The organism is Ruegeria sp. AP11, assembly GCF_056535865.1.
The window spans coordinates 2834231-2858415 of the sequence record NZ_JBQFJB010000001.1 but is presented as its reverse complement, the minus strand read 5'-3'; the positions used below and the strand labels follow the sequence as shown (position 1 = coordinate 2858415).

General features: G+C 58.4%; 20 protein-coding genes and 2 pseudogenes. 6 read left to right on the top strand and 16 right to left on the bottom strand.

Features of this window, described 5'->3' with window-relative positions:
• Positions 1-64 precede the first annotated feature (64 nt).
• Positions 65-1267, top strand: a complete 1203-nt coding sequence (locus tag ACR3E4_RS14250; RefSeq protein WP_480536198.1) for a pyridoxal phosphate-dependent aminotransferase — start codon at positions 65-67, stop codon at positions 1265-1267.
• A gap of 14 nt (positions 1268-1281) precedes the next feature.
• Positions 1282-1683, top strand: coding sequence for a hypothetical protein (locus ACR3E4_RS14245; protein WP_480536199.1), 402 nt, complete (start codon positions 1282-1284; stop codon positions 1681-1683).
• A gap of 3 nt (positions 1684-1686) precedes the next feature.
• On the opposite strand, the gene ACR3E4_RS14240 is transcribed toward ACR3E4_RS14245, so the two are convergent.
• From ACR3E4_RS14240 to ACR3E4_RS14225, 4 genes are all read right to left on the bottom strand, one after another.
• The gene (locus ACR3E4_RS14240; protein ID WP_480536200.1) at positions 1687-3051 is read right to left on the bottom strand and encodes an MATE family efflux transporter; all 1365 of its coding nucleotides are present in this window, start codon (positions 3049-3051) and stop codon (positions 1687-1689) included.
• A gap of 129 nt (positions 3052-3180) precedes the next feature.
• Entirely contained in the window at positions 3181-4110 is a 930-nt protein-coding gene (gene ppk2 / locus ACR3E4_RS14235) for a polyphosphate kinase 2 (protein ID WP_480536201.1), read from the bottom strand.
• 205 nt (positions 4111-4315) lie between these two features.
• Complete coding sequence (locus tag ACR3E4_RS14230; RefSeq protein ID WP_480536202.1) at positions 4316-4924, bottom strand: carboxymuconolactone decarboxylase family protein; 609 nt, start codon at positions 4922-4924, stop codon at positions 4316-4318.
• A gap of 169 nt (positions 4925-5093) precedes the next feature.
• Complete coding sequence (locus tag ACR3E4_RS14225; protein WP_480536203.1) at positions 5094-6407, bottom strand: ATP-dependent nuclease; 1314 nt, start codon at positions 6405-6407, stop codon at positions 5094-5096.
• A 431-nt stretch (positions 6408-6838) separates the two neighbouring features.
• Between ACR3E4_RS14225 and parE the strand changes: the two genes are divergently transcribed.
• From parE to ACR3E4_RS14210, 3 genes are all read left to right on the top strand, one after another.
• Positions 6839-8797: a DNA topoisomerase IV subunit B gene (gene parE, locus ACR3E4_RS14220; RefSeq protein WP_480536204.1), complete on the top strand. Its 1959-nt coding sequence runs from the start codon at positions 6839-6841 to the stop codon at positions 8795-8797.
• 12 nt (positions 8798-8809) lie between these two features.
• Positions 8810-9517, top strand: coding sequence for a hypothetical protein (locus ACR3E4_RS14215; RefSeq protein WP_480536205.1), 708 nt, complete (start codon positions 8810-8812; stop codon positions 9515-9517).
• Between the two features lie 243 nt (positions 9518-9760).
• A complete protein-coding gene (locus ACR3E4_RS14210; RefSeq protein ID WP_480536206.1) occupies positions 9761-10042 on the top strand; it encodes a hypothetical protein in 282 nt (93 codons plus the stop codon).
• A gap of 71 nt (positions 10043-10113) precedes the next feature.
• On the opposite strand, the gene ACR3E4_RS14205 is transcribed toward ACR3E4_RS14210, so the two are convergent.
• The 11 genes and pseudogenes from ACR3E4_RS14205 to ACR3E4_RS14155 form a co-directional block, all read right to left on the bottom strand.
• Positions 10114-10911 (bottom strand): matrixin family metalloprotease, encoded by a 798-nt coding sequence (locus ACR3E4_RS14205; protein ID WP_480536207.1) that lies wholly within the window; start codon positions 10909-10911, stop codon positions 10114-10116.
• A gap of 88 nt (positions 10912-10999) precedes the next feature.
• A complete protein-coding gene (locus tag ACR3E4_RS14200; RefSeq protein WP_480567088.1) occupies positions 11000-11128 on the bottom strand; it encodes a hypothetical protein in 129 nt (42 codons plus the stop codon).
• A gap of 39 nt (positions 11129-11167) precedes the next feature.
• Complete coding sequence (locus tag ACR3E4_RS14195) at positions 11168-11938, bottom strand: alpha/beta hydrolase (protein WP_480536209.1); 771 nt, start codon at positions 11936-11938, stop codon at positions 11168-11170.
• 58 nt (positions 11939-11996) lie between these two features.
• Positions 11997-13142: an iron-containing alcohol dehydrogenase gene (locus ACR3E4_RS14190; protein ID WP_480567087.1), complete on the bottom strand. Its 1146-nt coding sequence runs from the start codon at positions 13140-13142 to the stop codon at positions 11997-11999.
• Positions 13139-14520 (bottom strand): annotated as a pseudogene (locus tag ACR3E4_RS14185) (aldehyde dehydrogenase family protein). Before ACR3E4_RS14185 ends, ACR3E4_RS14190 begins: the two are co-directional and overlap by 4 nt.
• Before the next feature lie 115 nt (positions 14521-14635).
• Positions 14636-15996: pseudogene (locus tag ACR3E4_RS14180) on the bottom strand (glutamine synthetase family protein).
• Between the two features lie 57 nt (positions 15997-16053).
• Positions 16054-17739 carry a Na/Pi cotransporter family protein gene (locus ACR3E4_RS14175; protein ID WP_480529670.1) on the bottom strand — a complete coding sequence of 562 codons (1686 nt, stop codon included), beginning with the start codon at positions 17737-17739 and terminating at the stop codon, positions 16054-16056.
• Positions 17740-17883: 144 nt separating this feature from the next.
• On the bottom strand, positions 17884-18918 hold the full coding sequence (locus ACR3E4_RS14170) for a TRAP transporter substrate-binding protein (RefSeq protein WP_480529672.1): 1035 nt from the start codon (positions 18916-18918) through the stop codon (positions 17884-17886).
• A gap of 51 nt (positions 18919-18969) precedes the next feature.
• A complete protein-coding gene (locus ACR3E4_RS14165) occupies positions 18970-20289 on the bottom strand; it encodes a TRAP transporter large permease (protein ID WP_480529674.1) in 1320 nt (439 codons plus the stop codon).
• A complete protein-coding gene (locus ACR3E4_RS14160; protein WP_480529676.1) occupies positions 20286-20870 on the bottom strand; it encodes a TRAP transporter small permease subunit in 585 nt (194 codons plus the stop codon). The genes ACR3E4_RS14165 and ACR3E4_RS14160 overlap by 4 nt, the downstream gene beginning before the upstream one ends.
• Positions 20867-21658, bottom strand: coding sequence for an N-formylglutamate amidohydrolase (locus ACR3E4_RS14155; RefSeq protein ID WP_480529678.1), 792 nt, complete (start codon positions 21656-21658; stop codon positions 20867-20869). Before ACR3E4_RS14155 ends, ACR3E4_RS14160 begins: the two co-directional genes overlap by 4 nt.
• A 122-nt stretch (positions 21659-21780) precedes the next feature.
• Between ACR3E4_RS14155 and ACR3E4_RS14150 the strand changes: the two genes are divergently transcribed.
• On the top strand, positions 21781-22650 hold the full coding sequence (locus ACR3E4_RS14150; protein ID WP_480529680.1) for a MurR/RpiR family transcriptional regulator: 870 nt from the start codon (positions 21781-21783) through the stop codon (positions 22648-22650).
• 833 nt (positions 22651-23483) lie between these two features.
• Here the strand turns inward: ACR3E4_RS14150 and ACR3E4_RS14145 are convergent.
• Positions 23484-24158 carry a TIGR04283 family arsenosugar biosynthesis glycosyltransferase gene (locus ACR3E4_RS14145; protein ID WP_480529682.1) on the bottom strand — a complete coding sequence of 225 codons (675 nt, stop codon included), beginning with the start codon at positions 24156-24158 and terminating at the stop codon, positions 23484-23486.
• Between the last annotated feature and the right edge of the window lie 27 nt (positions 24159-24185).

Sequence of the window (24185 nt, the reverse complement as noted above, 5' to 3'; positions counted from 1 at the left end):
GGCTTGATCGTTATTGGGGCGCACCCTATGACAGTCAAAGCCAACATACAAACCGAGGCCCGTAATGAGTTTCCTGTCTGCGACATTGTCGCGCGTCAAACCCTCGCCCACCATCGCAATGACCTCGAAAGCCGCTGAACTGAAGGCCGCCGGACGCGACGTAATCGGGCTGAGCGCAGGCGAGCCAGATTTCGACACGCCGCAGAACATCAAGGACGCCGCCGTTGCGGCCATTGCAGCGGGCAAGACGAAATACACCGCCCCCGACGGCATCCCTGAGTTGAAGCAGGCCGTCTGCGCCAAGATGAAGCGCGATCATGGGCTGGACTACACACCCGCGCAAGTCTCGGTCGGGACCGGCGGCAAGCAGACGCTTTACAATGCGCTGATGGCAACGCTGAACGAGGGGAATGAGGTCGTGATCCCCGCGCCCTATTGGGTCAGCTATCCGGATATGGTGTTGTTGGCGGGTGGTACGCCGGTTGTGGTTGAAACCACGCTGGAAAACAGCTTCAAGCTTTCCGCCGAGCAGTTGGAAGCCGCCATTACTCCGAACACCAAGTGGTTCATCTTCAACTCCCCGTCGAACCCCACCGGGGCGGGCTATAGCTGGGAGGAACTGAAGGCCCTGACCGATGTCCTGCTGCGCCACCCACATGTCTGGATCATGACCGACGACATGTACGAGCATCTGGCCTATGACGGGTTCAAGTTCTGCACTCCGGCCCAGGTTGAACCAGGGCTTTATGACCGCACGCTGACCTGCAACGGCGTGTCCAAAGCCTATGCGATGACCGGTTGGCGCATCGGCTATGCCGCCGGGCCTGTCGAATTGATCGCCGCGATGCGTAAGGTGCAGTCGCAATCCACGTCGAACCCCTGTTCCGTCAGCCAATGGGCGGCGGTCGAGGCGTTGAACGGAACCCAGGCGTTTCTTGCACCCAATAATGAAGTGTTCAAACGCCGCCGCGATCTGGTGGTCAAAATGCTCGGCCAGATCGACGGCATCACCTGCCCGACACCCGAAGGCGCGTTCTATGTCTATCCCTCGATTGCAGGTCTGATCGGCAAAACCACCCCGGCGGGCACCCTCATCGACTCGGACGAGGCATTCGCCACCGCCCTCCTGGAAGAGGCGGATGTAGCCGTTGTGTTTGGCGCGGCGTTTGGATTGTCGCCGAATTTCCGCGTCAGCTACGCCACTTCGGACGAAGCACTGAAAGAAGCCTGCACCCGAATTCAGCGGTTCTGCGCTGCCCTGACCTGAGCCTGGAGGTCCGTATGTCCACAATCATTCCCGAATACTATTTCCGTGTCCGCGAAAATGGTGCAGCGGTGTTCAAGGTGGATACGGAAAACCGCCAGCAGCGGATCGAGATGGATCAGATCGCCGTCGTCAATATCCGCAACGGCGAGGTCAAGCCGCAGGGTCAGCGCAGTCTGACCGATACCGACAAGGCCGAGATCGCGCGCTGGATGGAAGACCGTCAGGCGATGCTGGCGCGCCGCGATATCGACGATATCCATCGCACGGTGGATCATCTGAATCTGACCACGCAATGGGCGCAATCCAAGGCCTCGGACGAGCAGCTTGAGGATGTGACCGATCGTTTGCTGATGGCGATGCACGATCTGCGCTCGGTGCTTGTGCGTAAGAAATCCGACCGCCTGTCCAAAGACTGAGCGTCAAACGGTCGGCGCTTCGATCCCTCGCACGGATCGCAACCAGAACCGAGCCATCAGCAGCACTGCCGCGAAGGCCAGCCCAAGCACCAGCCCCAGCCAGACGCCGATGCCCTCCATGCCCCGGACAAAGCCGAAGTAATACGAGGTCGGTATCCCAACGACCCAGTAGCTGAGCGCCGCAATCACCATCGGGACTTTCGCGTCCTGAAGACCGCGCAACAGACCCAGCGCCACAACCTGCGCGCCGTCCACCAGTTGAAACAGCGCCGCCATGGCCAGCAGCCCGGTGCCGATCAACAGGATCTGTGGCCGCTGCGGATCGTCAGACTGCATGAACAGCGAAATCAATGGCTCCGCACAGGTCAGGAACAGCACGATGGTCGCGGCAGACATGATCAAAGACATGAAGGTCACCGCTACCGCTCCCTTTTCAAGATGCGACCGGTCCCGCCGTCCCATCGCGGTGCCCGCCCGGATCGTCGCCACATTCGACAGGCCCATATGCACCATGAATGTGGCCGAGGCGAGGTTCAGCGCAATCCCGTGCGCCGCCAGCGGTACTTTGCCCAGCCACCCCATCATCACGGCAGATGTGGCAAACAGCGTCACTTCGGCCAGTGTGGTCAGGCCAATGGGCACGCCCAGTCTCAGCACGCTTAGGAACATCTCCCAATCCGGGCGCCAGAAGCGTTGGAACAGATTGTGTTGTGGCAAGGCGCGAATTGCGTAAAGGATGACGGCCACCAGCGATACGATCTGCGTCAGGACTGTCGCGATGCCGGCGCCGACCACACCCAGCTCTGGCGCGCCCCAATTGCCGAAGATCAGCATATAATTCGCCACCGCGTTCACAAAGGCAGCCAGTACCGTGATCCACAACACGATCTGGGTCCGCTCCAACGCGGCCAGATAGGATTTCAACACCATCACCAGCAATGCGGGAAACAACCCCCAGCCCGCAAACCGGAGATAAACCGAGGCGGTTTCAGCCACCTGTGGGTCCTGCCGAAGCGCCAACAGGATCGGCTGCGACCACCACAGCAACGGCATCATCAGCGCCGCGTAAAGAAGCGATAACCAAAGCCCCATCCGGGTCGAGCGCCGGATGGTGGTCTCATCCTCCTCGGCGGCAGCAGTAGCCACTTTGGGCATCACCGCCCAGCCGAACCCGGCACCAAACAGAAACAGAACCGCATAATAGCTGGTTGCCAAGGTCAGCGCCGCCAACGCGTCGACCCCGTACCACCCCATCATCACGGTATCGGTCATACCGATGGCGAATTGCGCCAGATGACCGCCGATCAAAGGCAGGCCCAAAACCGCAATGGCCCGGAAATGGGCGGGATATGACATCACTTTGTTCATCCCGCCAGCCTTATGCACGCCCCGGGCCCGAGACAAGAGCGGAAAGATTTTATTTCAATGTGAGACTTGTAAGACCAAATCAACGAACGCCATCACCCAATGAGGTGATGGCATTCGATGGGTCTCTGATCAGCCGATCTTTGCGTCGGGATGCAGCGCTGTGCCAAGGATATGATCCGAACGATGGATCACATGATGGGCCTGCCCCACGATCAGCGGATCCGGATCGCTTACAATCCTGTGATCCTTGTCCGGATAATCCAGCGTCGACAGAAAGTGTCGCATACAATTCAGGCGTGCGCGCTTCTTGTCATTGGATTTGACGATGGTCCAGGGCGCATCGGCAGTGTCAGTGTAGAAGAACATCGCCTCTTTCGCCTCGGTATAGTCATCCCATTTGCTCAGGCTGGCCTTGTCGATCGGCGACAGTTTCCACTGTTTCAGCGGATCGGTCTCGCGGCTTTTGAAACGCCGCTGCTGCTCTTCCTGCGTGACCGAGAACCAGTACTTATACAGCTGAATGCCCGAGCGCACCAACATCCGCTCCAACTCGGGCGTTTGCCGCATGAATTCCAGATATTCATTGGGCGAGCAGAAGCCCATCACCCGCTCGACACCCGCGCGGTTGTACCACGAGCGGTCGTAGAACACCATCTCGCCTACGGTCGGCAGCTGCTGCACATAGCGCTGATAATACCACTGACCCTTCTCTTCCCAGCTGGGCTTGTTCAACGCAACCACACGCGCCTGACGCGGGTTCAGATGCTCCATGAACCGCTTAATCGTGCCGCCCTTCCCGGCTGCATCGCGCCCTTCGAACAGCAGCACAAAGCGTTGCCCGGTCTCCTGCGCCCACAGCTGAACCTTCAGCAACTCGGCCTGCAACTCAGCCTTCTGCGCCTCGTAAGTCCTGCGCGCCATCTTGCGGCCATAGGGGTATTTGCCACTTTCAAATGCGTGCCGGATTTTCTCGGGGCACGGCTCTGCCACATCCGGCTGCTGGTTCGAAACAACTTTGACCTGGGATGCGCTCTGGGTGGGCTGGGGCACTGAATCCATACAAAAATCTCCTTGTTTTCACTGTCTGGCCAACGCCTAGCAGAGACCGCAGATTTTCGCTTTGATTGGTGTCAAATTGAGTTATGTTTAAATCCCTGCCAACGCCCGAACGGCCCGCCCTCAATCGCCCCGAACTCCGATCCGCCCCTTCATCTGGCCCCAAATACCCCGGGGAGCGCGAGGGGCTGGCCCCTCGCTCCGACGCTCACCGATGTCCCCAGTCATCCGGGTTGTCGGAATTGTTCGGCGACAACCCCAACACATCCCCATCGGTCGAACAGCCCAGCCCCAGAACCGTCCGGTTGGCATAAGAGAAATAGGCGCAGACCTGATTGATCTCGAGTATCTCCCCATCCTCCCAACCCGCAGACCGCAAGCGTTCAATATCAGCCTCGGTCAAATCCGCCGGAGCTTCGGTCAGCACCCGCGCATACTGCATCGCCGCAACCTGCGCCGCATCCAACGGAGCCTGCCCCGGCGCGCGCGCCTCAATCGCCGCCCGGATCGCATCCCCGCGCGCTTCATCCCGCAACAACCGCTGCAGGCCCGCGAAATGATGCTCGACACAATACCCGCACCGGTTCAGAGAGCTGACCCATACGCCCAGCACCTCAAGAAACCACTTCGGGATCGAGTTCGCGGAATGGTGCAGCACCCCCTTGTAGACCGCCATATGCGCCTCCATCGTGTGCGGCCGCAGGCTGTGCGCCATCATGATGTTGTCCACATTGTTGTCCGGCCCGGTGACGCGATCATAGAGTTTGCGCAGCCTACCGGTTGCCTCGGCATAAGGGATGGTTTTGATCCAGCTCATTTGGGGTCCTGTTGTCTCGATTGCATCATGACCGCAGACTAAGAGCGCTTTAAGCAGGTGGCGAGACGAAACCGACGAGGTATTCATTAGGAGCCCATTGCTGCCGTTGCCAAGCCATCTGGATACTGCGTGTGCAGTCGGCAGGTCGCTACCTAAAGCGGACATTGCCCTAGATGGAACCAAGTATTCCAAATAGCTTTTGACTGAACTCTTCTGGATACTCTGTCGATTTGTCGATTTTCGAGACAACTTGATCTGCCAAATCCATCTTTCGCACAGTGATACCGCACATAGTTACGTCGTCGCCCGATATAGTCATTTGTCCGTAGCCGCCGAAAATCTCTCTCATGATCGCCTCAGGAAAATAGTGTTCAATGCCATTCTTCGTCCAAATGATAATTCGATCTTCGGAAACCCCTTTCTTTCTCAGGGCATCGATGATGTCCCGCCCATGAATAGCATCAAGGATTGGAACAATTCTTCCGTTGTATGGGCTCCGCTGTATGTCCGGGAATATCTGCGACATCATGTGTGCATAGCGTTTCATTTCACTGTCATTAGTCGCATTTACAATACTTGCGCTGAGTTCCGGGTACTTTGTTTGAAGGACACGATTGAGGTATTTTTCTTCTGTGGGGCCTTCTACGAACAAGATCACTGAGGGTAGGAACAATCTCTCAAGCCTGTTGCCCAGTAAGAAGAAGTGGACTTGATTGAAATCAGCAAGGGTCTCCAGTTTGGTTACTTGAATAGTGTCTTCCGATTTTTGAATAATGAAATTATTGGAGATATTTTTTCGATCTAGGAACAAGGAAGAGTGGGTCGCAAAAACGATGTTCGTTGCGTGGGGAAAATACTTCGCCCGGTTTTGATCATCCAGAAGAAAATCTGCAAGTTGTCCCTGCGCCTTTGGGCTGACCCCTAGCTCAGGTTCGTCGATCAAGAAATGAGTGTATTCCTCGTCTAGTAAACTTGTGATGATCGACACCACCAGCCGGGTTCCCGAGCTTGAGTATGAAAAGTTATGCCCATCGCTGGAGATGTATCTCTGAGACATTTCATTCTGTGGATGCGATAGCTCCAAGCTCAGCTCAACTCCCAACAATTCTTTTACAATTTCAAAGAGCCGCTTACGGCGCTCGTCACTTAGTTCCGCAATGGCCTGCTGAATGTTGAAAGGAGAATTGTCGAGGTTTTGGTTTTGCGTTCTGAATTGATCTCGAAATTGCCGCCACCACCTGGATCGGCGCGACGGTTGAGGTGCGTATGGCGATAGTGAATTGAAATTGTTGTATCTTGCAGGCCCTAGATAGTTGGCCGTCTCGCCCAACTCCAAAACTAAGCTCTTTAAAAGAAACGACTTACCTGTGTTGTTTGGCCCAATAATGCATGAATACGGGCCAGTTTTTATTTGCTCCGCTATCGCATGGCTTTCATATTCGATTATCGTGTTGGGTCGTTGGTCAAAACCATATCTAGGCATCAGATCAATCCATTGCTCTCAAGTATTTTCGCGCGTGCCAAGATCGTGCTGCGAGGCGATGTGCGCTAACCCTGCAACAATGAAACAGTTTTTCCACATTGCCCAGCTGGTTCGAACAAAATAGATAGAACTGCACACGGCAATGCTGTCGGGATGCGGTGTTCACTCCTTGGGATCGTCGCTGACCTAATTCAGCATCGATGAACCCGCAGCGCTGGGACGATTACCCTGCTTAATGGCTGGCAAGAGCGGATCACCAAACATTGCAAAGTCAGCTGTCTGCGCATTTCTACAACTAGTCATAGTCAGCGCTGCATACGCAGCGAAAGTCGGCTGTATGGCCAAAACCACCCACAACACCTCGCGCCCCTCTTCCCCCGGACCACATCACCTGCCATAATGGGGGAAACTCAAAAACAAGAGCAGCACCCATGCCCGACGATCTGTTGACGCCAGAAGCGACCTCCACCTATGACGCCTCGTCCATCGAGGTGCTCGAAGGGCTGGAACCGGTGCGCAAACGCCCCGGCATGTATATCGGCGGCACCGATGAGCGCGCTTTGCATCACATGGTGGCCGAAATCCTCGACAACTCGATGGACGAGGCCGTCGCTGGCCATGCCAACCGGATCGAGGTGGAACTGCACGCCGATTACGCCCTGACCGTGCGCGACAACGGGCGCGGTATTCCGATCGACCCGCATCCCAAGTTCCCCGACAAATCCGCGCTCGAGGTCATCCTGTGTACGCTCCACGCGGGCGGCAAGTTCTCGGGCAAGGCGTATCAGACCTCGGGCGGTCTGCATGGTGTGGGGGCGTCGGTCGTCAATGCGCTGTCGGATTCGATGGTCGTGCAGGTGGCGCGGGACAAGACGCTGTTCGAGCAACGCTTTTCGCGCGGGGTTCCGCTGGGCCCGGTGGAAAAGGTCGGCGCGGCCCCAAACCGGCGCGGCACCATGGTCACCTTCCACGCCGATCCGGACATTTTCGGCCATCACCGGTTCAAACCGGCGCGACTGTTCAAATCCATCCGCTCCAAGGCCTACCTGTTCTCGGGCGTCGAAATCCGCTGGAAATCCGCCATCGACGATGGGGAAACGCCGACCGAGGCCACCTTCCACTTCCCCGGCGGCCTGTCCGATTACCTGAAAGAGACGATGAACGGCTCGTCCACCTATGCCGAACAGCCATTCGCCGGCACCGTGGATTTTCAGGAAAAATTCGGCACTCCAGGCAAGGTCGAATGGGCGATCAACTGGACACCCTCGCGCGACGGGTTCATCCAGTCCTACTGTAACACCGTCCCAACGCCGGAAGGCGGCACTCATGTGGCGGGCTTCTGGGCCGCGATCCTCAAGGGGATCAAAGCGTATGGCGAACTGATCAACAACAAGAAAGCCGGTCAGATCACCCGCGATGACCTGATCACCGGAGGCTGCGCGCTGGTCAGCTGTTTCATCCGCGAACCCGAATTCGTCGGCCAGACCAAAGACCGTCTGGCCACGGTCGAGGCGCAGCGACTGGTCGAAAACGCCGTCCGTGACCATTTCGACAACTGGCTGGCGGCAGACACGAAATCGGCCGGGGCGATCCTCGACTTCCTCATCCTGAGGGCCGAAGAACGCCTGCGCCGACGGGCCGAGAAAGAAACACAACGCAAGTCCGCCACTAAGAAACTTCGTCTCCCCGGCAAGTTGGTGGACTGTTCCAGTTCAACACGGGACGGCACGGAATTATTCATCGTCGAGGGCGACTCGGCGGGCGGCTCCGCCAAAATGGGCCGTGACCGCAAAACGCAGGCCCTTTTGCCCCTGCGCGGCAAGATCCTGAACGTGCTGGGCGCGGCCAGTTCCAAGCTGGGCACCAATGCCGAGATCAACGACCTGACCCAAGCGCTGGGTGTGGGCCTTGGCACCAAGTTCAACGTCGACGACCTGCGCTATGACAAGATCATCATCATGACCGACGCGGACGTGGACGGCGCGCATATCGCCTCGCTGCTGATGACGTTCTTCTTCACCCAGATGCGGCCCATGATTGACGCGGGCCACCTGTACCTCGCCTGCCCGCCTTTGTACCGCCTGACCCAAGGTGCCAAGCGCGTCTACTGTCTGGACGAGGCCGAGCGCGACGAATGGCTGGAAAAAGGTCTGGGCGGCAAGGGCAAGATCGACGTCTCACGCTTCAAGGGTCTGGGCGAGATGGACGCCAAGGACCTGAAAGAGACCACGATGGACCCGGCCTCTCGCAAACTGATCCGCGTCACGATTGATGAGGACGAACCCGGCGAGACCGGCGATCTGGTCGAGCGCCTGATGGGTAAGAAGCCTGAACTGCGGTTCCAGTACATTCAGGAGAACGCGCGGTTTGTGGAGGAGTTGGATGTTTGAAGGAGCGATTATTTGGATATCAAAGATTTGCACGTTTTAGAGACAGCGTTGTGTCTAAGAAACGGGCCATTTAACAACTTTGCTGCAATAGAAAAAATTATCAAATCACCATTCTTTTTAGACTTCAAAGAACTTGAGATTAAGTCGCGCCGTGGAGAGTGGGAAGTACTAAATGGGGTATCCGGCAACACCTTTAGAGTATTTAGAAGCAAGAATAATTACAGCGCAGGCCCAAGCGCAAAGTACAGGGCGCTTTGGAAATCTCAGAAAAATATAAAACTCTTAGATGAAATACTAAAGAACAATATTTTTGAGGAGCGATTAGAAAAAAAAATTTATCTCGCCCATAAAGTAATGGGGGAGATACAATACCGTCCGGGAGGTGCATACGATAAAGAAAAACAAATTCCAGCCTATATAAAACTGATAGATCTGAGCCTGAAATCTTTCGCCATTCATATAAACAAGAATTATGAAAACTTGGACGTCCCTTTAGATGCGTACTCTCTACAACCGCTTTCATCAAAGATTAAGGAAAAAAATAAAAATTCTAAGAATTTTCTAGGCCCTTCACCTTATTCCATGGGCTCTGTCCGTACAGTTGAAAATTACCAATGGCTTCAAAAGACGATTTCAAAAACATACAATCCTTTTGATTACGATATGGTTACTTGGAATTTAGCCCACTTAAAAACACACTCTACGAAGGGATTCGTTTAGACCTAGCGTTAAATAGAAGCGTAACAAAAAGGTACAAAGATTCTCCCGATAGATGCCCAAGATAGAATCCTGCAGCGCTATTACAGTCGGCGTAGGAGAATCGCGGAGGACGTCACCCCCCTTGCCTAACCCGTTGATCCCGTTCACACTTACCCTCAACCCGCCATCTAAGAACGACATTTGAGGTTCCGAGCGTCCAAGACCCAATTTAACCACGAACAATTTTCCGAACGGGAGGACGACATGAAAACACTAACCCTCGGGCTGGCCCTGACCCTGCTGGCCTCGGCCGCCCCCGCGCAGCAGATGTTCAGCACCGCATCCCCCATTCCGGACGGGGCCGAGACGCGGTTTTGCTATTATGACGGCATGGCCTATTCCCCGGACGCCTTCATCCTGCTGACCGGTGACAATACCGTCACCTCAACCGTCAGCACGCGCGAGGAACGGCTGCTGCGGTGTCATCGCAATGACGACGGCTCTCTGACCTGGAAACCGCAGAGCACGTTTCAGCTTGGCAAGTAAGCCAACGGGATGTCCGATATGGGGATGAGGTCGAAATGACCTCAGCCTTTCTACGGCGCGATTTTTCCTGATCATATGATCAGGAAAGGATTGTCACCCGCATCTGCTAGCCGGAAGAAGCTGAACGGGCGCATCTGGATGATCGGGGTGCCGTTGATGTCCGTCAACGAGCCGTTCCAGACCATTTCGTACAGCGCCGTAAGATCCTCGCGGTCATTGTCGGTCAGCATGCTGTTTGGCCCGTAGTTCATGATCGAGAACTTCTCGTGCTCGCCGAAAATCTCGACCGGCCAGGCGGTTTCGGACACATCGGCGAAGAAATGGCGCAGGCCGAAGACATGGCCCAGCTCATGCGCCATGGTCTCGACCATCTCGGCGCGGGACTGGGTGAACATGGTCGGATACAGCAGCAGGTCATGCCGCCCGGCATCGGGGAAAAACGCTCGTGCCAGCGTGCATCCGTTGATCGAACAGTTCTCTTGCGGGCTGACCGCGATCTCGAAATCCCAGGCATCGTGGCGTTCGGTGAATTGCACCGGCACCGCGTCGCCCCAGGCCAGCAGCGCCTCGGCGAACAATTGGCGGATCGCCGCTTTGGCCCCTTCGGGATCGACGAATATCGCCATCGACTGTTCCTGAAACCGCCAGCGCAGCGTGGTGCCCTCGGCCCAGAGTGGGATGAACCCTTCCGAGGCGTCCACCACCAGTTCCTCGGGCGAGCGGTTGTCGGGCGTCTTGTGACCCTTGCTATCGGTCTCGCAGACTGCGTGGTTGTGATAGATATGGATGTCGTCCTTGATGTCCCTGGCCGCATCGTCACGGTCGCGGAGTTTGAAATTCGGATCGGAATAAGTCTCAGATTTGGCCATGAAATCCTCGCAACAAAGTAATGAAAACAGAAAAGGGCTGACCTGCGTCAGCCCCTGAGTGATACCAGAAATCGGCGTTTTTCTCAATTCAGACCAGCGGGAACTTGCCCTGACCGGTCATTCCCATGGCCGCCGCTTTGATCTGCTGAGCGGGGTTTTCTGTTGTCACCGCAACCGTCAGCGCGCGATAGAAACGGCTGCTTCGGTACCATCGCAACGACGACAGCGCGAGAGAGCGATGGGGTGGAACCCCATCCTACCGCGCCTTATGTTCCAGCCAATCGGCAATCTGCCCGGCAGGTCCTTCCCAACCCGGTTCCATGAACAGAAAATGTGCGCGATTTTCGACGGGCAGAAAGGTCGCGCGGTCTCCGTAGAGCTTCGCCAATGCGCGACAGGTGTTGGGGTTCACGGCCCGGTCCTCGGTGCCAGACACGATCAGGACGGGGCAGTCGACCTTGTCGATATCAACCTTCATCGCGTGGTGATCGTCGAACATCCAGAAGAACATCTCGAACATCACCCGCCCGCTTTCCGGGCCGAGTTGGTCGAAGACTTCATGCTGCTGCTCCTCGGGCATCCTGTTCAGCGCAAAGGGGGCCATCAGGTCGAAATCGACGCGCATGGGCTGTTTCCAGAATGCCCCACCCTCCATCAACGCGCGTGGCACGGCGCGTTCGTCATCGGTTTCAGGCAAGGTGCCCCAGGCCGCGTTCGGGTTGATCAGAACGATGGCGCTGGCCAGACCACGAGACGCCACCTGCTGTGCTACCACCCCTGCGATTGCGTGTCCAAGCAGCACAGGCTTGCTGTCCAGCTCCTGCACGAATTCGGCGATGTCATTGGCGTAATCCATGACGCTGGTGTCAGTCAGGCGAGGATCAGGCTCAGCCCCGGGATTTCCGCCATGATAGCGCAGCGCGGGGGTGTGCACCGTCCAGCCGCGTTCGCTGAAGAACTCTGCGTATTCCTGCATACACCATGGCCCGGCAAACGCCCCGTGGATCAGAACAATGTCGTTTGTCATGAAAACCTCCCTCACCTCTGATCAGTATGAGAGGTGAGGGATGGAGATCGCAAGCCTGTTACAGCGCCGATTTGAACAAATTGGTGAGGTTGTCTTCGCTCAGTTCGATGGGGTTTCCACCGCATGAGGGGTCGATGATTGCGCCTTTGACCAGTTCGGGGACCCGTGCTTCGGTGACGCCCAGCTCGGAGAGTTTGCGCGGAATGCCCAGGCTGTCGTTGAGGTTCTGCACAAAGGCGCGGAAGCCGTCAAAGCCGCCTTCGATACTCAGATAGGCCGCCGCCTGTTGGAACCGGTCCGCGATGGCGGGGGCGTTGAACTCCAGCACCGCGGGCATGCAGACCGCGTTGGTGGTGCCGTGATGGGTGTCGAACACCGCACCGATCGGATGGCTCATGGCGTGGATCGCGCCCAGGCCCTTCTGGAAGGCGGTGGCGCCCATCGCCGCCGCGCTCATCATCTGGGCGCGGGCCTCGATATCGGTGCCGTCGGCATAGGCGCGCGGCAGATACTCCTTGACCAGCCGCATCCCTTCCAGCGCGATGCCCTGAGACATCGGGTGGTAATGCGGGCTGCTGAACGCCTCGACACAGTGTGCAAAGGCATCAAGGCCTGTACCTGCGGTGATGAACTTTGGCATCCCCACCGTCATTTCCGGGTCGCAGATCACCACGGTCGGCAGCACCTTGGGGTGGAAGATGATCTTCTTGGCATGGGTCTCGGAATTGGTGATGACGCTGGCGCGGCCCACTTCCGATCCGGTCCCGGCAGTGGTTGGCACCGCGATGATCGGCGCGATCACATCGGCATCGGCACGGGTCCACCAATCGCCGATATCCTCAAAATCCCAGACCGGGCGCGTCTGACCGGCCATGAAGGCCACCATCTTGCCCAGATCCAGCCCCGAGCCGCCACCGAAGGCAATCACCCCGTCATGGCCACCTGCGTTATAGGCCGCGACCCCGGCGTCGAGGTTCTTCTCATTCGGGTTCGGATCAACATCGCTGAACAGACCCCGGCCCAGACCGGCGGCCTCCATGATATCCAGCGTCGCAATGGTGATCGGCAGATCCGCCAGCCCCTTGTCGGTGACCAGCAGAGGGCGCTTCATCCCAGCGGCGGCACAGGCCTCGGGCAGTTCTTTGATCCGGCCAGCGCCGAACTTGATTGCGGTCGGATAAGACCAGTTTCCAACAAGGCTCATGAGGTCACCTTCTTCAGATGGTAGGATTTGGGACGGGTCAGGTTGTGATAGCCGATGACGGACAATCCCCCGCCCCGCCCGGTATTCTTGCAGCCGGTCCAGCACAGGCCCGGGTCCAGATAATCGGCCCGGTTCATGAAGACCGTCCCGGTTTCGATCCGGTCGCCGACGCGCGCGGCGCGCTCCACATCGCTTGTCCACAGGCTGGCGGTCAGGCCAAATTCGCTGTCATTCATCAACGCGATGGCCTCGTCGTCGGACGACACTTTCATGATGCCCACAACCGGCCCAAAGCTTTCATCCCGCATCACCCGCATGTCGTGGGTGACATTGGTCAGGATCTGCGGCGTCAGGTATGCGCCGCCATCGTCTTCGGCGAAGGTGTCGATATGCGCCACCGCGCCCGCCGCCACGGCCTCGGCAATCTGCGCCCGCACCTCATTGGCAAAGCGCACATTGGCCATCGGACCCAGCGTCGTCTCAGTGTCCAGCGGATTGCCCAGCTTATAGCCCTTCACGATCTCCACCGCCTTGGCGGCAAAATCGTCATAGAGGCTCTCATGCACATAAATCCGTTCGATCCCACAGCAGCACTGGCCCGCGTTGAACATCGCCCCGTCGATCAGCGTCTCAACGGCGGCACCCAGATCGGCGTCCTCCATGACATAGCCCGGATCCTTGCCGCCCAGCTCGGTGCCAACGCCGGTGAAGGTGCCTGCCGCCGCGCGTTCCATCGCCTGACCGCCACCGACCGAGCCGGTGAAGTTCACAAAATCAAACGCCTTGCCCGCGATCAGATCATTGGTCACGTCATGGCTCAGGAACACGTTCTGGAACACATCCTCGGGCACACCCGCCGCATGGAAGGCCCGCGCCATCCGCTCGCCCACCAGCAGGGTCTGCGTGGCATGTTTCAGGACCACCGTATTGCCCGCGATCAGCGCCGGGGCAACCGTGTTGATCGCCGTCATGTAAGGATAGTTCCAGGGCGCCACCACAAACACCACCCCATGCGGAATGCGCTTGATATAGCGTTTGAACGTCTCATCCTCACCCACGGCAATATCGGCCAGCGCCGTCTCGGCAATCTGCGCCATATGGCCGGCACGCTCGTTGAAGCCGCCAAACTCACCGCCATAGCGTACGGGACGCCCCATCATATGCGCCAGTTCCGGCACGATCTCATCATTCATCGCGCCAACTGCCGCGACACCCGCCATCACCAGATCGATACGCTCCTGCAACGGCCGCGCCGCCCAGCCCGCCTGTGCGGCCCGCGCCCGACCCGCAACCTCAAACGCTGCCTCTCGCGACAGCACCTCACGTTCCGCAAAACCGATCCATCAATCGGCGAGACACATTGCAACATCTGCCCCATAGTCACTCCATTTCGAAAGAAAGCAGGATCCCTGCTTCATCTGGCCATAAATATCCCGGGGCCGCCGTTGGTTCGAGCGCCGATGGCGGCGGGCAGAGCCCTCGCCCCCTCCACCTCAAGCCCGCTCAAACCCGCGGGCAATTTCCCAATCGGTCACCACCCGCTCGAATTCCTCGATCTCGACCTCCGCCGCGCGCGCATAGTGATCGACCACCTCATCCCCCATCGCCGCCCGCAACATGGCCGAGCCATGCAGAGCATCCCGCGCCGCGCGCAAATTGCCCGGGATCATGCCACTTTCACCCTGATATACGTCGCCTTTGGTGGGCGCTTGCAGCTCCAACCCCTCTTCGATGCCCGCAATCCCGGCGGCCAGCATCCCGGCCATCGCCAGATAAGGGTTCATGTCCGAGCCGGGTATGCGGCATTCGACCCGCACCGCCCTGGTGCCATCCCCACACAGGCGGAACCCGGCGGTGCGGTTGTCCACCGACCAGATGATCCGCGTTGGCGCAAAGGTGCCCTTCATGAACCGCTTGTAGCTGTTGATGTAAGGCGCCATGAAGTACGTATAATCACCGGCGTATTTCAACAGCCCGGCCATATAGCTTTTCATCAGCGCCGACATGCCCAACTCATCACCCGCATCATAAAAAGCCGGCTGGCCATCCGCCCACAGCGACTGATGCACATGGGACGAACTGCCCACCTTCTCATGATGCCATTTCGGCAAAAACGTCGCGGCATGGCCGTGCTGCCAGGCGATCTCCTTCACCGCGTTCTTGGCGATCGAGTGATACTCGGCCGTCTCCATCGCAGGCGCATATTTGATGTTCAGCTCTTCCTGCCCGGTCTCGGCCTCGCCCTTCGTATTCTCCACCGGGATGCCCGCATTCCACAGATGGTTGCGGATCGGGCGCATCACATGCTCTTCCTTGGTGGTCTGCAGGATGTGGTAATCCTCATTATACCCCGAAATCGGCTCCAGATCGCGAAACCCTCCTTGCGGATCGCATCAAAGCTTTTCTCGAACAGGAAGAATTCCAGCTCGGTGGCGCACATCGCCTCATAACCCATGGCTTTCAGCCGGTTCACCTGCCGCTTCAGGATCGAGCGCGGCGCGTGCGGCACCTCTTCATGCGTGTGGTGATCCAGCACATCGCACATCACCATCACCGTGCCCTCAAGCCACGGCACCGGGCGCAGAGTGCTCAGGTCCGGCTTCATCACATAATCGCCATAGCCCCGCTCCCAACTCGTGGCCGCATAACCATCCGGCGTGCCCATCTCAAGATCCGTCGCCAGAAGATAGTTGCAACAATGCGTCTCCTCCCACGCACCCGCCACAAAATGACCCGCGTGAAACCGCTTCCCCATCAAACGGCCCTGCATGTCAACAAAACAAACCAAAACCGTGTCAACCGCGCCAGCTGAAACCTCGGCTTTCAGGTCGTCCAAAAGTGCTTCGCTGCCCATCCCACTTATCCTTTGTCACCATCCGAGACCCCGGTCTCTTGCTCGCGTTCGCGGCCATCAATCGTCGGCCGTGTCCTTTTCCATATCCATCACCAGACGCGTCTCCAGAACCTGTCCGCTCTTGTAGAGGATCGGATAGGCAATGGCAGCGATGTGTCCGTGCAGGTCGCGCATCGCGCGCAAGGTTTCGAGATGCAGATCGCTGGACTCGAAGCTTTCGGTCTGCCCCCGCTCCAGCCGTTTCAGATGCGCCTTGCGGCTGTCGCGCGACAGGCGCTTGATCTCGGCCTTTTCCAGAACCAGACGACGCGCGCAGTCCATGTCGTCCACCAGCAACACGTGCCGCGCCAGCGAGAAACTCTCAAGGATCGCGCCATGCAGGTCCTTCAACTCTTTCCAGCCCTGCACGGAAAACTCGCTGTGTTCGGTATGTTTGATCTGGGCGGTGCGTGTCATCCGGTTTGACACCACATCGCCCGCAGCCTCCAGCCGGATGGCGTATTCCACCAACCCGCGCGCCGTCTTGATCTGTCCCTTGCTCATGTTCTGACGCGGCATCCGGGCGACAAAGCGGCGGATCTCGGTCAGTTGCGCATTCACCCGTTCATCCTGTTTCCACAGCGCCGCAATGGCGTCGCTGTCATCCTGTTCATAGACATCCAGCACCGGGCGGAACATGCGTTCGACCTGCGTGACCATCTGCAACAACTCGTGCCGCACCGAAGACATCGCAACATTCGCCTCGGTCGCACCCGGATCGCTCAGCGGGCCGATTGCGCCCGAAAAGTGGTCCATGACGTTTGTTTCGACTTTCGCTTCGGGCATGAGCACGGTCAGGGGCCGTTCCATCCAGTTCACAAAACCGGTTGCCAGAGCAAAAACGACAAAGTTGAACCCGATATGCGCGAAGATCAGCGACTGCCCCGCGCCAGCAATCATCAGCATCTCGTGCGCGCCGGTGATATTGACCGCGAACAGCAGTATAAGTGCAGCACTGCCGCGCAGCATCAGGTTGGCCAGTGGAATGCGCCGCGCCGAAACCGTCAGATCGCGCGTCAGCCAGATCGGGATGAAGGCTGAACCCAGATTGGCGCCCAGCACCAGCGACAGGCCGGCAGCAAACGGGATCGCCCCGATCTGTACCAGCGTCACGCACATCAGGATCGTCGCGACCGAGCTGTGCATGACAAAGGCCAAAACCGCACCCACGATGAAGGCGCTAAAATAGTCGGTTTCCAGATAACCCGCGATGGCGGGCAGAAAGGCGCTTTCGCGGATCGGCTCTACCGCATCGCGCAGGAACTGCAACGACACCAGAATGAACGCCACACCCAGAATGATGCGCCCCATCAGCCGGACATTGGCACGGTCGGATTTCAGATAAAGCCAGCCCCCTAGTGCCAGCAGGACGGGCTGCAGCCATCCCAGATCATAGGACAGCACCTGAATGATCAGCGCCGATCCCAGATCCGCGCCCAGAACCCCGGCCAGCGCGATGCCAAAACTGACCATCCCCGCCGCGGCAAATCCGGTCAGCAACACAGCGACTGCTGCCGAGCTTTGCAGAATCGTCGCCAGCACCATACCGGCGCCCCCGGCTACAAAGCTGTTGGAATGCTGCGTCAGGATGGATTGGAACAGGGCCCCGAACCGCCGCTCGATCCCGGTGCGCACAAGGCGCACGGCAAACAGCAGCAACATGGTCGCTGCAAAAATCTCGATCAGGAAACCGGCGATGGCCATAGTCTAAACTCCATGCGTCCGGGTCAGGATCGCGCCTGCCCGGTCTGTGATCTGTGCATTCAAATCAGATGTCAGCATGAATGTCGCCCATTCCCGTCATCCGATCCCGACGCAAAGGCAGCCCTTTGCGTCGGGATCGATATTTTAGCTGTAGCGATAGGGCCGTCCAGCCTTGAGCATATCTGCGTTATATTGCTTGAAGATTTCGACAACCTTCGCCTTGGTCTCGGATTCAGCTGCGATTTCATCCCAGAACGCCACGGCGGCCTCTTCGACCTGTGCCCATTCGGCATCCGGAATCGAGGTAAGTTGCATCTTGTCGCCATTGACGCGCAGGCTGGCCTCGCCGCCCCAATACCACCACTGACGGTAGTAATGCGACTGATCACAGCAGACACGGAACAGGGTCTGCAGGTCTTCCGGCAACTCGTTCCAGCGGTCCATGTTGGCAAAGAACGACCCCGCCCAGGCGCCCGAGATGTTGTTGGTCAGGAAATAGTTGGTCACATCCGCCCAGCCGACAGTGTAATCCTCGGTGATGCCCGACCACGCGATGCCGTCCAGCTCGCCGGTCTGTACCGCGACCTCGATATCTTCCCATGGCAGTGTTACGGGAACGACGCCGAACTGAGCCAGGAACCGGCCTGCGGTGGGGAAGGTGAAGACCCGCTTGCCCTGCAGATCGGCCAGGCTGTTGATCGGGTCCTTGGTGGCGAAATGGCACGGGTCCCACGCACCGGCACTGATATGCTTGACGCCGACCTTGGAATATTCCTCGTCCCAGATCTCGTTCAGGCCGTACTGGTTGAACAGAACCGGCACATCCAGCGAATAGCGCGAAGCAAACGGGAAGTAGCCGCCGAACACGGTGACTTCGGTGGGCGACGCCATCGAGTCATCGTCGGACTGAACCGCATCGATTGTGCCCTTTTGCATGGCGCGGAACAGCTCTCCGGTCGGGACCAGCTGATCGGCATAGAACAGCTCGATCTGCATCCGGTCGCCTGCGATCTTGTTGAACATCTCGATGGCCGGATCGATTACATGCGCCGCCAGTGCAGGGCCCGCATAGGTCTGCATCCGCCATGTGATCGTGCTCTGCGCCAGTGCCGGTGCCGCCAGAGGCGCAGCCGCAACCCCCACCCCTGCGGTTTTCAAAAACTTACGTCTTGTCGTCATGTCTATTTCCTCTCCGATTAGGTTTGGGTGTCCGTTCGCCGGACCTTCTGGTTAATTTCCGTAAACATATCCGGGCAGCCACAGGGCGATTTCCGGGAATATCATGATGATCGCCAGCGCCAGGACCATCACCCCGACAAAGGGCACGATCGAGCGATAGATGTCTTTCAGGCTGATCTCGGGTGGTGCCATCGCGCGCATCAGGAACAGGTTATAGCCGAAGGGCGGAGTCATATAGGCGATCTGGGTGGTGATCGTATACAGCACGCCGTACCAGATCAGATCGAACCCCATCGCCCCGACCAGCGGCACATAGAGCGGGGCCACGATCACCAGCATCGCCGTGTCGTCAAGGAACGTGCCCATGACGATAAAACTCAGCTGCATCAGGATCAGGATCATCCAGGGCGACAGGCCCAGTTGCTCGGTGAACAGGTTCTCGATCGCCTTGACCGCGCCCAGCCCATCGAATACCGCGCCGAAGCCCAGCGCCGCCAGAATGATCCACATGAACATGCACGAGATGGCCAGCGTCTGCTTGGTGCAGTCCTCGAATATCTTCCACGTCATCCGGCGCTTAAGGACCGACGCAACAAGCGCCGCTAGCGCCCCGATGGCCGAGCTTTCCACCAGCGAGGTCCAGCCGTTCACGAATGGCAGCATCATCGCAGCGAAAATCATCAACGGCAGAGCCCCGGCCCAGAGCAGACGCAACTTCTCGGCCCTCGGGACCTCATGCGCGTCTTCCATGGCTGGGCCCAGATGTGGCTGAAGGCGGCAGCGGATCCAGATATACAGGATGAACAGCGACGCCATCAGCAGACCCGGCACAATCCCCGCAAGCCACAACTGCCCCACCGGCTGGCGCGCGATCATGGCATACAGCACCAGAACCACCGACGGCGGCACGAGGATACCAAGGCTCGATCCGGCCTGAATGACGCCGGTTACCATGGTCTTGTCATAGCCACGCCGCAGCAGCTCGGGCAGCGCAATCGTCGCCCCGATGGCCATACCGGCCACGCTGAGCCCGTTCATCGCCGAAACCAGAACCATCAGGCCGATGGTGCCGATTGCAAGCCCGCCATTCACCGGCCCCATCCAGACATGGAACATGCGATAAAGGTCATCGGCCAGACGGCTTTCGCTGAGGACATAGCCCATGAAGATGAACATCGGCAGGGTCAGCAGCGGATACCATTTCATCAGCTTCATCGCCGCTGAAAACGGAATATCCTGCCCGCCTGTCCCCCACAGCGCCAGCGCCGCGATGGCCGCAACCGCACCGATGGCGCCAAAGACGCGCTGCCCGGTGAACAGCATCAGCATCATCGAGGCGAACATGAAGATGGCGATAAATTCCTGGCTCATGCCCGCGCTGCCCCGATCTCTTGCCCGTTGATCCGCGCAATGTCTTTGAAGAACTCCGATATCGCCTGCAGCAACATCAGGAAGAAGCCGAATACCATGATCGCCTTGACTGGCCAGATATAGGGCCGCCACGCGGTGGAAGATCGCTCCAGCCGCCCGATCTCTTCACTGCCAGTCACAAGACCTGTGAAATAGGAAACCGGTTCATCGCCCCAATAGCCCAGGCTGTAGGCCGTGGACCCAAGCCCGCCATAAAACAGCACGCCCAGATAGAGGATCAGCAGCAGCACGGTGAAGGCGTCGAACCAGGCTTTCCGGCACGGGCTCCAATTGTGATAGAACAGGTCCATCCGCACGTTCGAGCCCAGCTGGATCGAGTATGGCCCACCCATGATGTAATAGGTCACCATCGCGAACTGCGCCATTTCAAGTGTCCAGAGCGACGGCAGAAAGAACGTCTTCGAGATCGAGGACCACAGCAGGATGCCCATCATCACGAACAGGCCCCACATCATGATCCGCCCGATCCGGTAGTTCACCGCATCGATAACCCGCACATATGTCGCCATCGCCTTGATCACGCGACACCTCTGCCCTGAAGGCTTGTCAATGTTCGGCGAATCCAGGGGGTCAGGAAATCGGCCATCACCTTTTGCTGCTCGGGTGTTTGAATAAGGTCGTTTCGCACCTCGATCATGACATTCAGCAACCCAATCGGAGCTGCGTGGTGATCCAGAGTGTGGGCCACACCATCGGTCGCCGAATAGGGTTCGTTCAGACGCGTGACAAAGGGCAGATCAGGGGCCGCGCTTGCCAGCATCTCGGTGGCGAACCGCGCGTCCTTGCCATGCAACAGGCCCAGTTCGACATCGCGCGGCTTGCCGCAATAGACAGGCGTGAAACTATGAACTGTCACCATCAGCTGCAGCGTAGACTGATGCCGTGACAGGGTATCACTCAGCGCCTCCGAGAATGGAAGATAGATCCCCTCTACGCGCGCCTGACGGGCCTCCGCGCTCAGATCGGCATTGGCGGGGATCGTGATATCCTCGCTCCGTTCCGGCATGGCATCCTTGGCGTCCGGCGGGCGATTGCAGTCATAGACCAGCCGAGACACCCCGCCATGCACCAGCCCGCCCGACAACTGCCTGGAAAGGGCCTGCGCGACCGGCAATGCACCCGGGTCCCAGGCAATATGGCTGCGCAGTGCTTCGGGGCTCAGCCCCATATCCCCCAGCCAATCCGGGATGCGGCGCGAGGCGTGTTCGCACACCACGACAACCGCAGGATCAACCGGGGCCTCATCGACGTGAACGACGGGACCGAATTCCGCATGAGCGGTAGTTGCAGGGGTGGTGCGTGATTCCATGTGGAAAAATTTCCACGGACAATCTTCACCTGTCAATAATTTTCCTGTACAAAATCCCCCACACAAGCTTGCCCTGTCAAAATTTCCACAAGAACAGGCGTGAAAATAATCAGGAGTATTCCGTGCGGGTAACTGAGAGACTCCTTGCGCATCGCGAAACGCTGACACCATCCGAGCGGCAATTGGTGAATGTGCTGCTGGACGATTACCCGATGGCGGGCCTTGGCAGCATAACCGAGCTGGCCAGCCAAGCGTCGGTGTCCACCACCACGGTTGCACGGATGCTTCAGAAGACCGGGTTTGACGGCTATCCGCAGTTTCAGTCCGCAATCCGCAACGAAGTGAAAGAGATGATCTCGGGGCCCGTCGCCAAGCGGGATGTCTGGCAGAACGACCTGCCCGAGGAACATATCCTCAACCGCTACTCGCGTCAGGCACTGGAAAACCAGCGGCGATCAATCGATGAAATCGACCCAGAGGAATTTGACAGTTTCTGCCGGCTTTTGTGCGACCCCAACCGGCGCGTGTTCATCACCGGCGGACGCATCACCGGGACGCTTGCGCAATACCTGTATCTTCACCTGCAGATGATCCGCCCCGATGTGAAACTGCTGTCTGACGCCTCTTCATGGACTCACGACCTACTGGAAGTGCGTGAAGGCGACGTCTTGGTGGCGCTGGATGTACGGCGGTATGAAAACACCTCCCTGCTGATCGGGCAGCTTTGCCATGAACGCGGGGCCGAGGTTGTCCTGCTGACAGATCAGTGGCGTTCACCCATCCACCGGCTCGCAAAACACACCTTTGCCGCCCGGATCGCGGTACCCTCGGCCTGGGATTCGATGGCGTCGCTGATGGTGCTGCTGGAATGCGTCATCGCCGAGATACAAGAGCGTCTTTGGGACAGCGTCAAACAGCGCACCGAGGAGCTGGAGCAGGCATTCGACCGCACGAAATTGTTCCGTAAGTTCGGCCAAAGCTCGGGTTCGTAACAAAATTGCAGTAGCTACAACTGCACGTGAGGCCTGTTGCCTGTCCGCCCGCAGCAAGTACACTCCGGGCATGACATTTATTGCCGAAAATCAATTGCCGCTGCTAATCCTGTTCTTTCTGATCGGATTAGTCGGCACCGGATTTCTGTTTCGCAAGCCTGCCGGGCACCGGGCCTGGAAACTGGCCGATCTGGTCTGGGTCGTGCTGGGTGGGATCGGTGCGCTGGTAGCGGTCATGGCCGGGCTTTACACCTCGGACAGTTCGCGGCTCGACCGGCAAATCGATGTTGCCTATGCCGCCACGCTGGCCTTCGACCGGGATGCCGCGCGGTTCCGCTTGCGGTTCTGCGACCCCGCCTATGACCCCGATTCCGCTGTCTTATGCGAAAAGGTCGAATTCCTCTCGGCCTCAACCGCCAGCAATTCCGAGCTGCCCTTGTTTATCGCCGTAACCAATGAGGTTGCACCGCTTCAGGGATTGCATTTCCTGTTCGGCAGCGGCGACAAAGACGACATGGAAGAGGCGCGCGAGATGGCGGCAAAGGCCGATGCGTTCAGCATCGATCAGTTTCTGGTCTTCACTTCACTGGATGAGGCAACACAAACCGCGATTGACAACATGCGGCGCAAGGTGCCGGCGATTGCCGGCGACTACCTGATCCTTGCGCAGAGCTATGACGACCTGATCGAACAGGTTGGCAAGCTCAAAGATGAATGGGAGTATCTGCAGGCCAACGCGCATATACTGGTGTTGCAGATCATCGCCTTGTGTCTGGTCAGCTTTGCCGCGCCCTTCCGGCTTGGCAAATCCATTGTCGAACTGCGCACGGCGTTCAACGCCGATACGCCTGCGCCAGCTGCTCTGGATCAGCCCCAAGAAAATAGCGCGTCAGAGTCCAGAGATTCCGAGCGCCGCGACGAATCCAGCCCTGACGGGTATAGCGTTCCGCACTCGTAACCGCGTCAGCTTTCAGCAGCTTCACCAAAGGCAAGGCGCGGATCAGGGCGACATCCTCCATCAGCTGCTGATCGGGATAGCCACCTGCCGTTTCATAATCGGCCCTGCGGACCAGCACCCCCTGATCGCCATAGGGCAATCTAAACAGACGGCTGCGCAGATTGGCCCAGCCCGCAACCCAGCGCGCGCCAAAGCCGCCCGTGCGAAACCGCAGCCGGAAGGCAGCCGGTTGGCCCGAGGGCAGATGATCGGCGACATGTTCGCTCCACCCCGCCTGCAATGTGGTATCAGCGTGCAGGATCAGCAGCCACTCACCCTTGGCGGTATGGCAACCGCGCCGCAACTGCCCCCCGCGCGAGGGCGGGCCGGTGACGATCTGTGCCCCGGCCTCTTCGGCCATTTGCAAGGTCGCATCCTCGGACCCGCCATCGGTCACGATCAGCTCGCGGATCAGGCCAGCATGCAACCCCTCCATCAAGGCCTGCAGCGTTGCGGGCAGCTCCTGCCCCGCGTTCAGTGTGGGGATCACGATAGAGATCGGGGCGGACACGTCTGAAACCCTCTGGTCATGGCAGCG

What these genes read in the sequence shown, in the direction of transcription:
- ACR3E4_RS14225 (WP_480536203.1), bottom strand. Translation starts at nt 6,407, where the DNA reads ATGCCTAGATATGGTTTTGACCAACGACCCAACACGATAATCGAATAT.
- ACR3E4_RS14190 (WP_480567087.1), bottom strand. Translation starts at nt 13,142, where the DNA reads ATGAGCCTTGTTGGAAACTGGTCTTATCCGACCGCAATCAAGTTCGGC.
- ACR3E4_RS14175 (WP_480529670.1), bottom strand. Translation starts at nt 17,739, where the DNA reads ATGGCCATCGCCGGTTTCCTGATCGAGATTTTTGCAGCGACCATGTTG.
- ACR3E4_RS14195 (WP_480536209.1), bottom strand. Translation starts at nt 11,938, where the DNA reads ATGACAAACGACATTGTTCTGATCCACGGGGCGTTTGCCGGGCCATGG.
- ACR3E4_RS14210 (WP_480536206.1), top strand. Translation starts at nt 9,761, where the DNA reads ATGAAAACACTAACCCTCGGGCTGGCCCTGACCCTGCTGGCCTCGGCC.
- ACR3E4_RS14245 (WP_480536199.1), top strand. Translation starts at nt 1,282, where the DNA reads ATGTCCACAATCATTCCCGAATACTATTTCCGTGTCCGCGAAAATGGT.
- ACR3E4_RS14165 (WP_480529674.1), bottom strand. Translation starts at nt 20,289, where the DNA reads ATGAGCCAGGAATTTATCGCCATCTTCATGTTCGCCTCGATGATGCTG.
- ACR3E4_RS14240 (WP_480536200.1), bottom strand. Translation starts at nt 3,051, where the DNA reads ATGAACAAAGTGATGTCATATCCCGCCCATTTCCGGGCCATTGCGGTT.
- ACR3E4_RS14230 (WP_480536202.1), bottom strand. Translation starts at nt 4,924, where the DNA reads ATGAGCTGGATCAAAACCATCCCTTATGCCGAGGCAACCGGTAGGCTG.
- parE (WP_480536204.1), top strand. Translation starts at nt 6,839, where the DNA reads ATGCCCGACGATCTGTTGACGCCAGAAGCGACCTCCACCTATGACGCC.
- ppk2 (WP_480536201.1), bottom strand. Translation starts at nt 4,110, where the DNA reads ATGGATTCAGTGCCCCAGCCCACCCAGAGCGCATCCCAGGTCAAAGTT.
- ACR3E4_RS14170 (WP_480529672.1), bottom strand. Translation starts at nt 18,918, where the DNA reads ATGACGACAAGACGTAAGTTTTTGAAAACCGCAGGGGTGGGGGTTGCG.
- ACR3E4_RS14155 (WP_480529678.1), bottom strand. Translation starts at nt 21,658, where the DNA reads ATGGAATCACGCACCACCCCTGCAACTACCGCTCATGCGGAATTCGGT.
- ACR3E4_RS14205 (WP_480536207.1), bottom strand. Translation starts at nt 10,911, where the DNA reads ATGGCCAAATCTGAGACTTATTCCGATCCGAATTTCAAACTCCGCGAC.
- ACR3E4_RS14250 (WP_480536198.1), top strand. Translation starts at nt 65, where the DNA reads ATGAGTTTCCTGTCTGCGACATTGTCGCGCGTCAAACCCTCGCCCACC.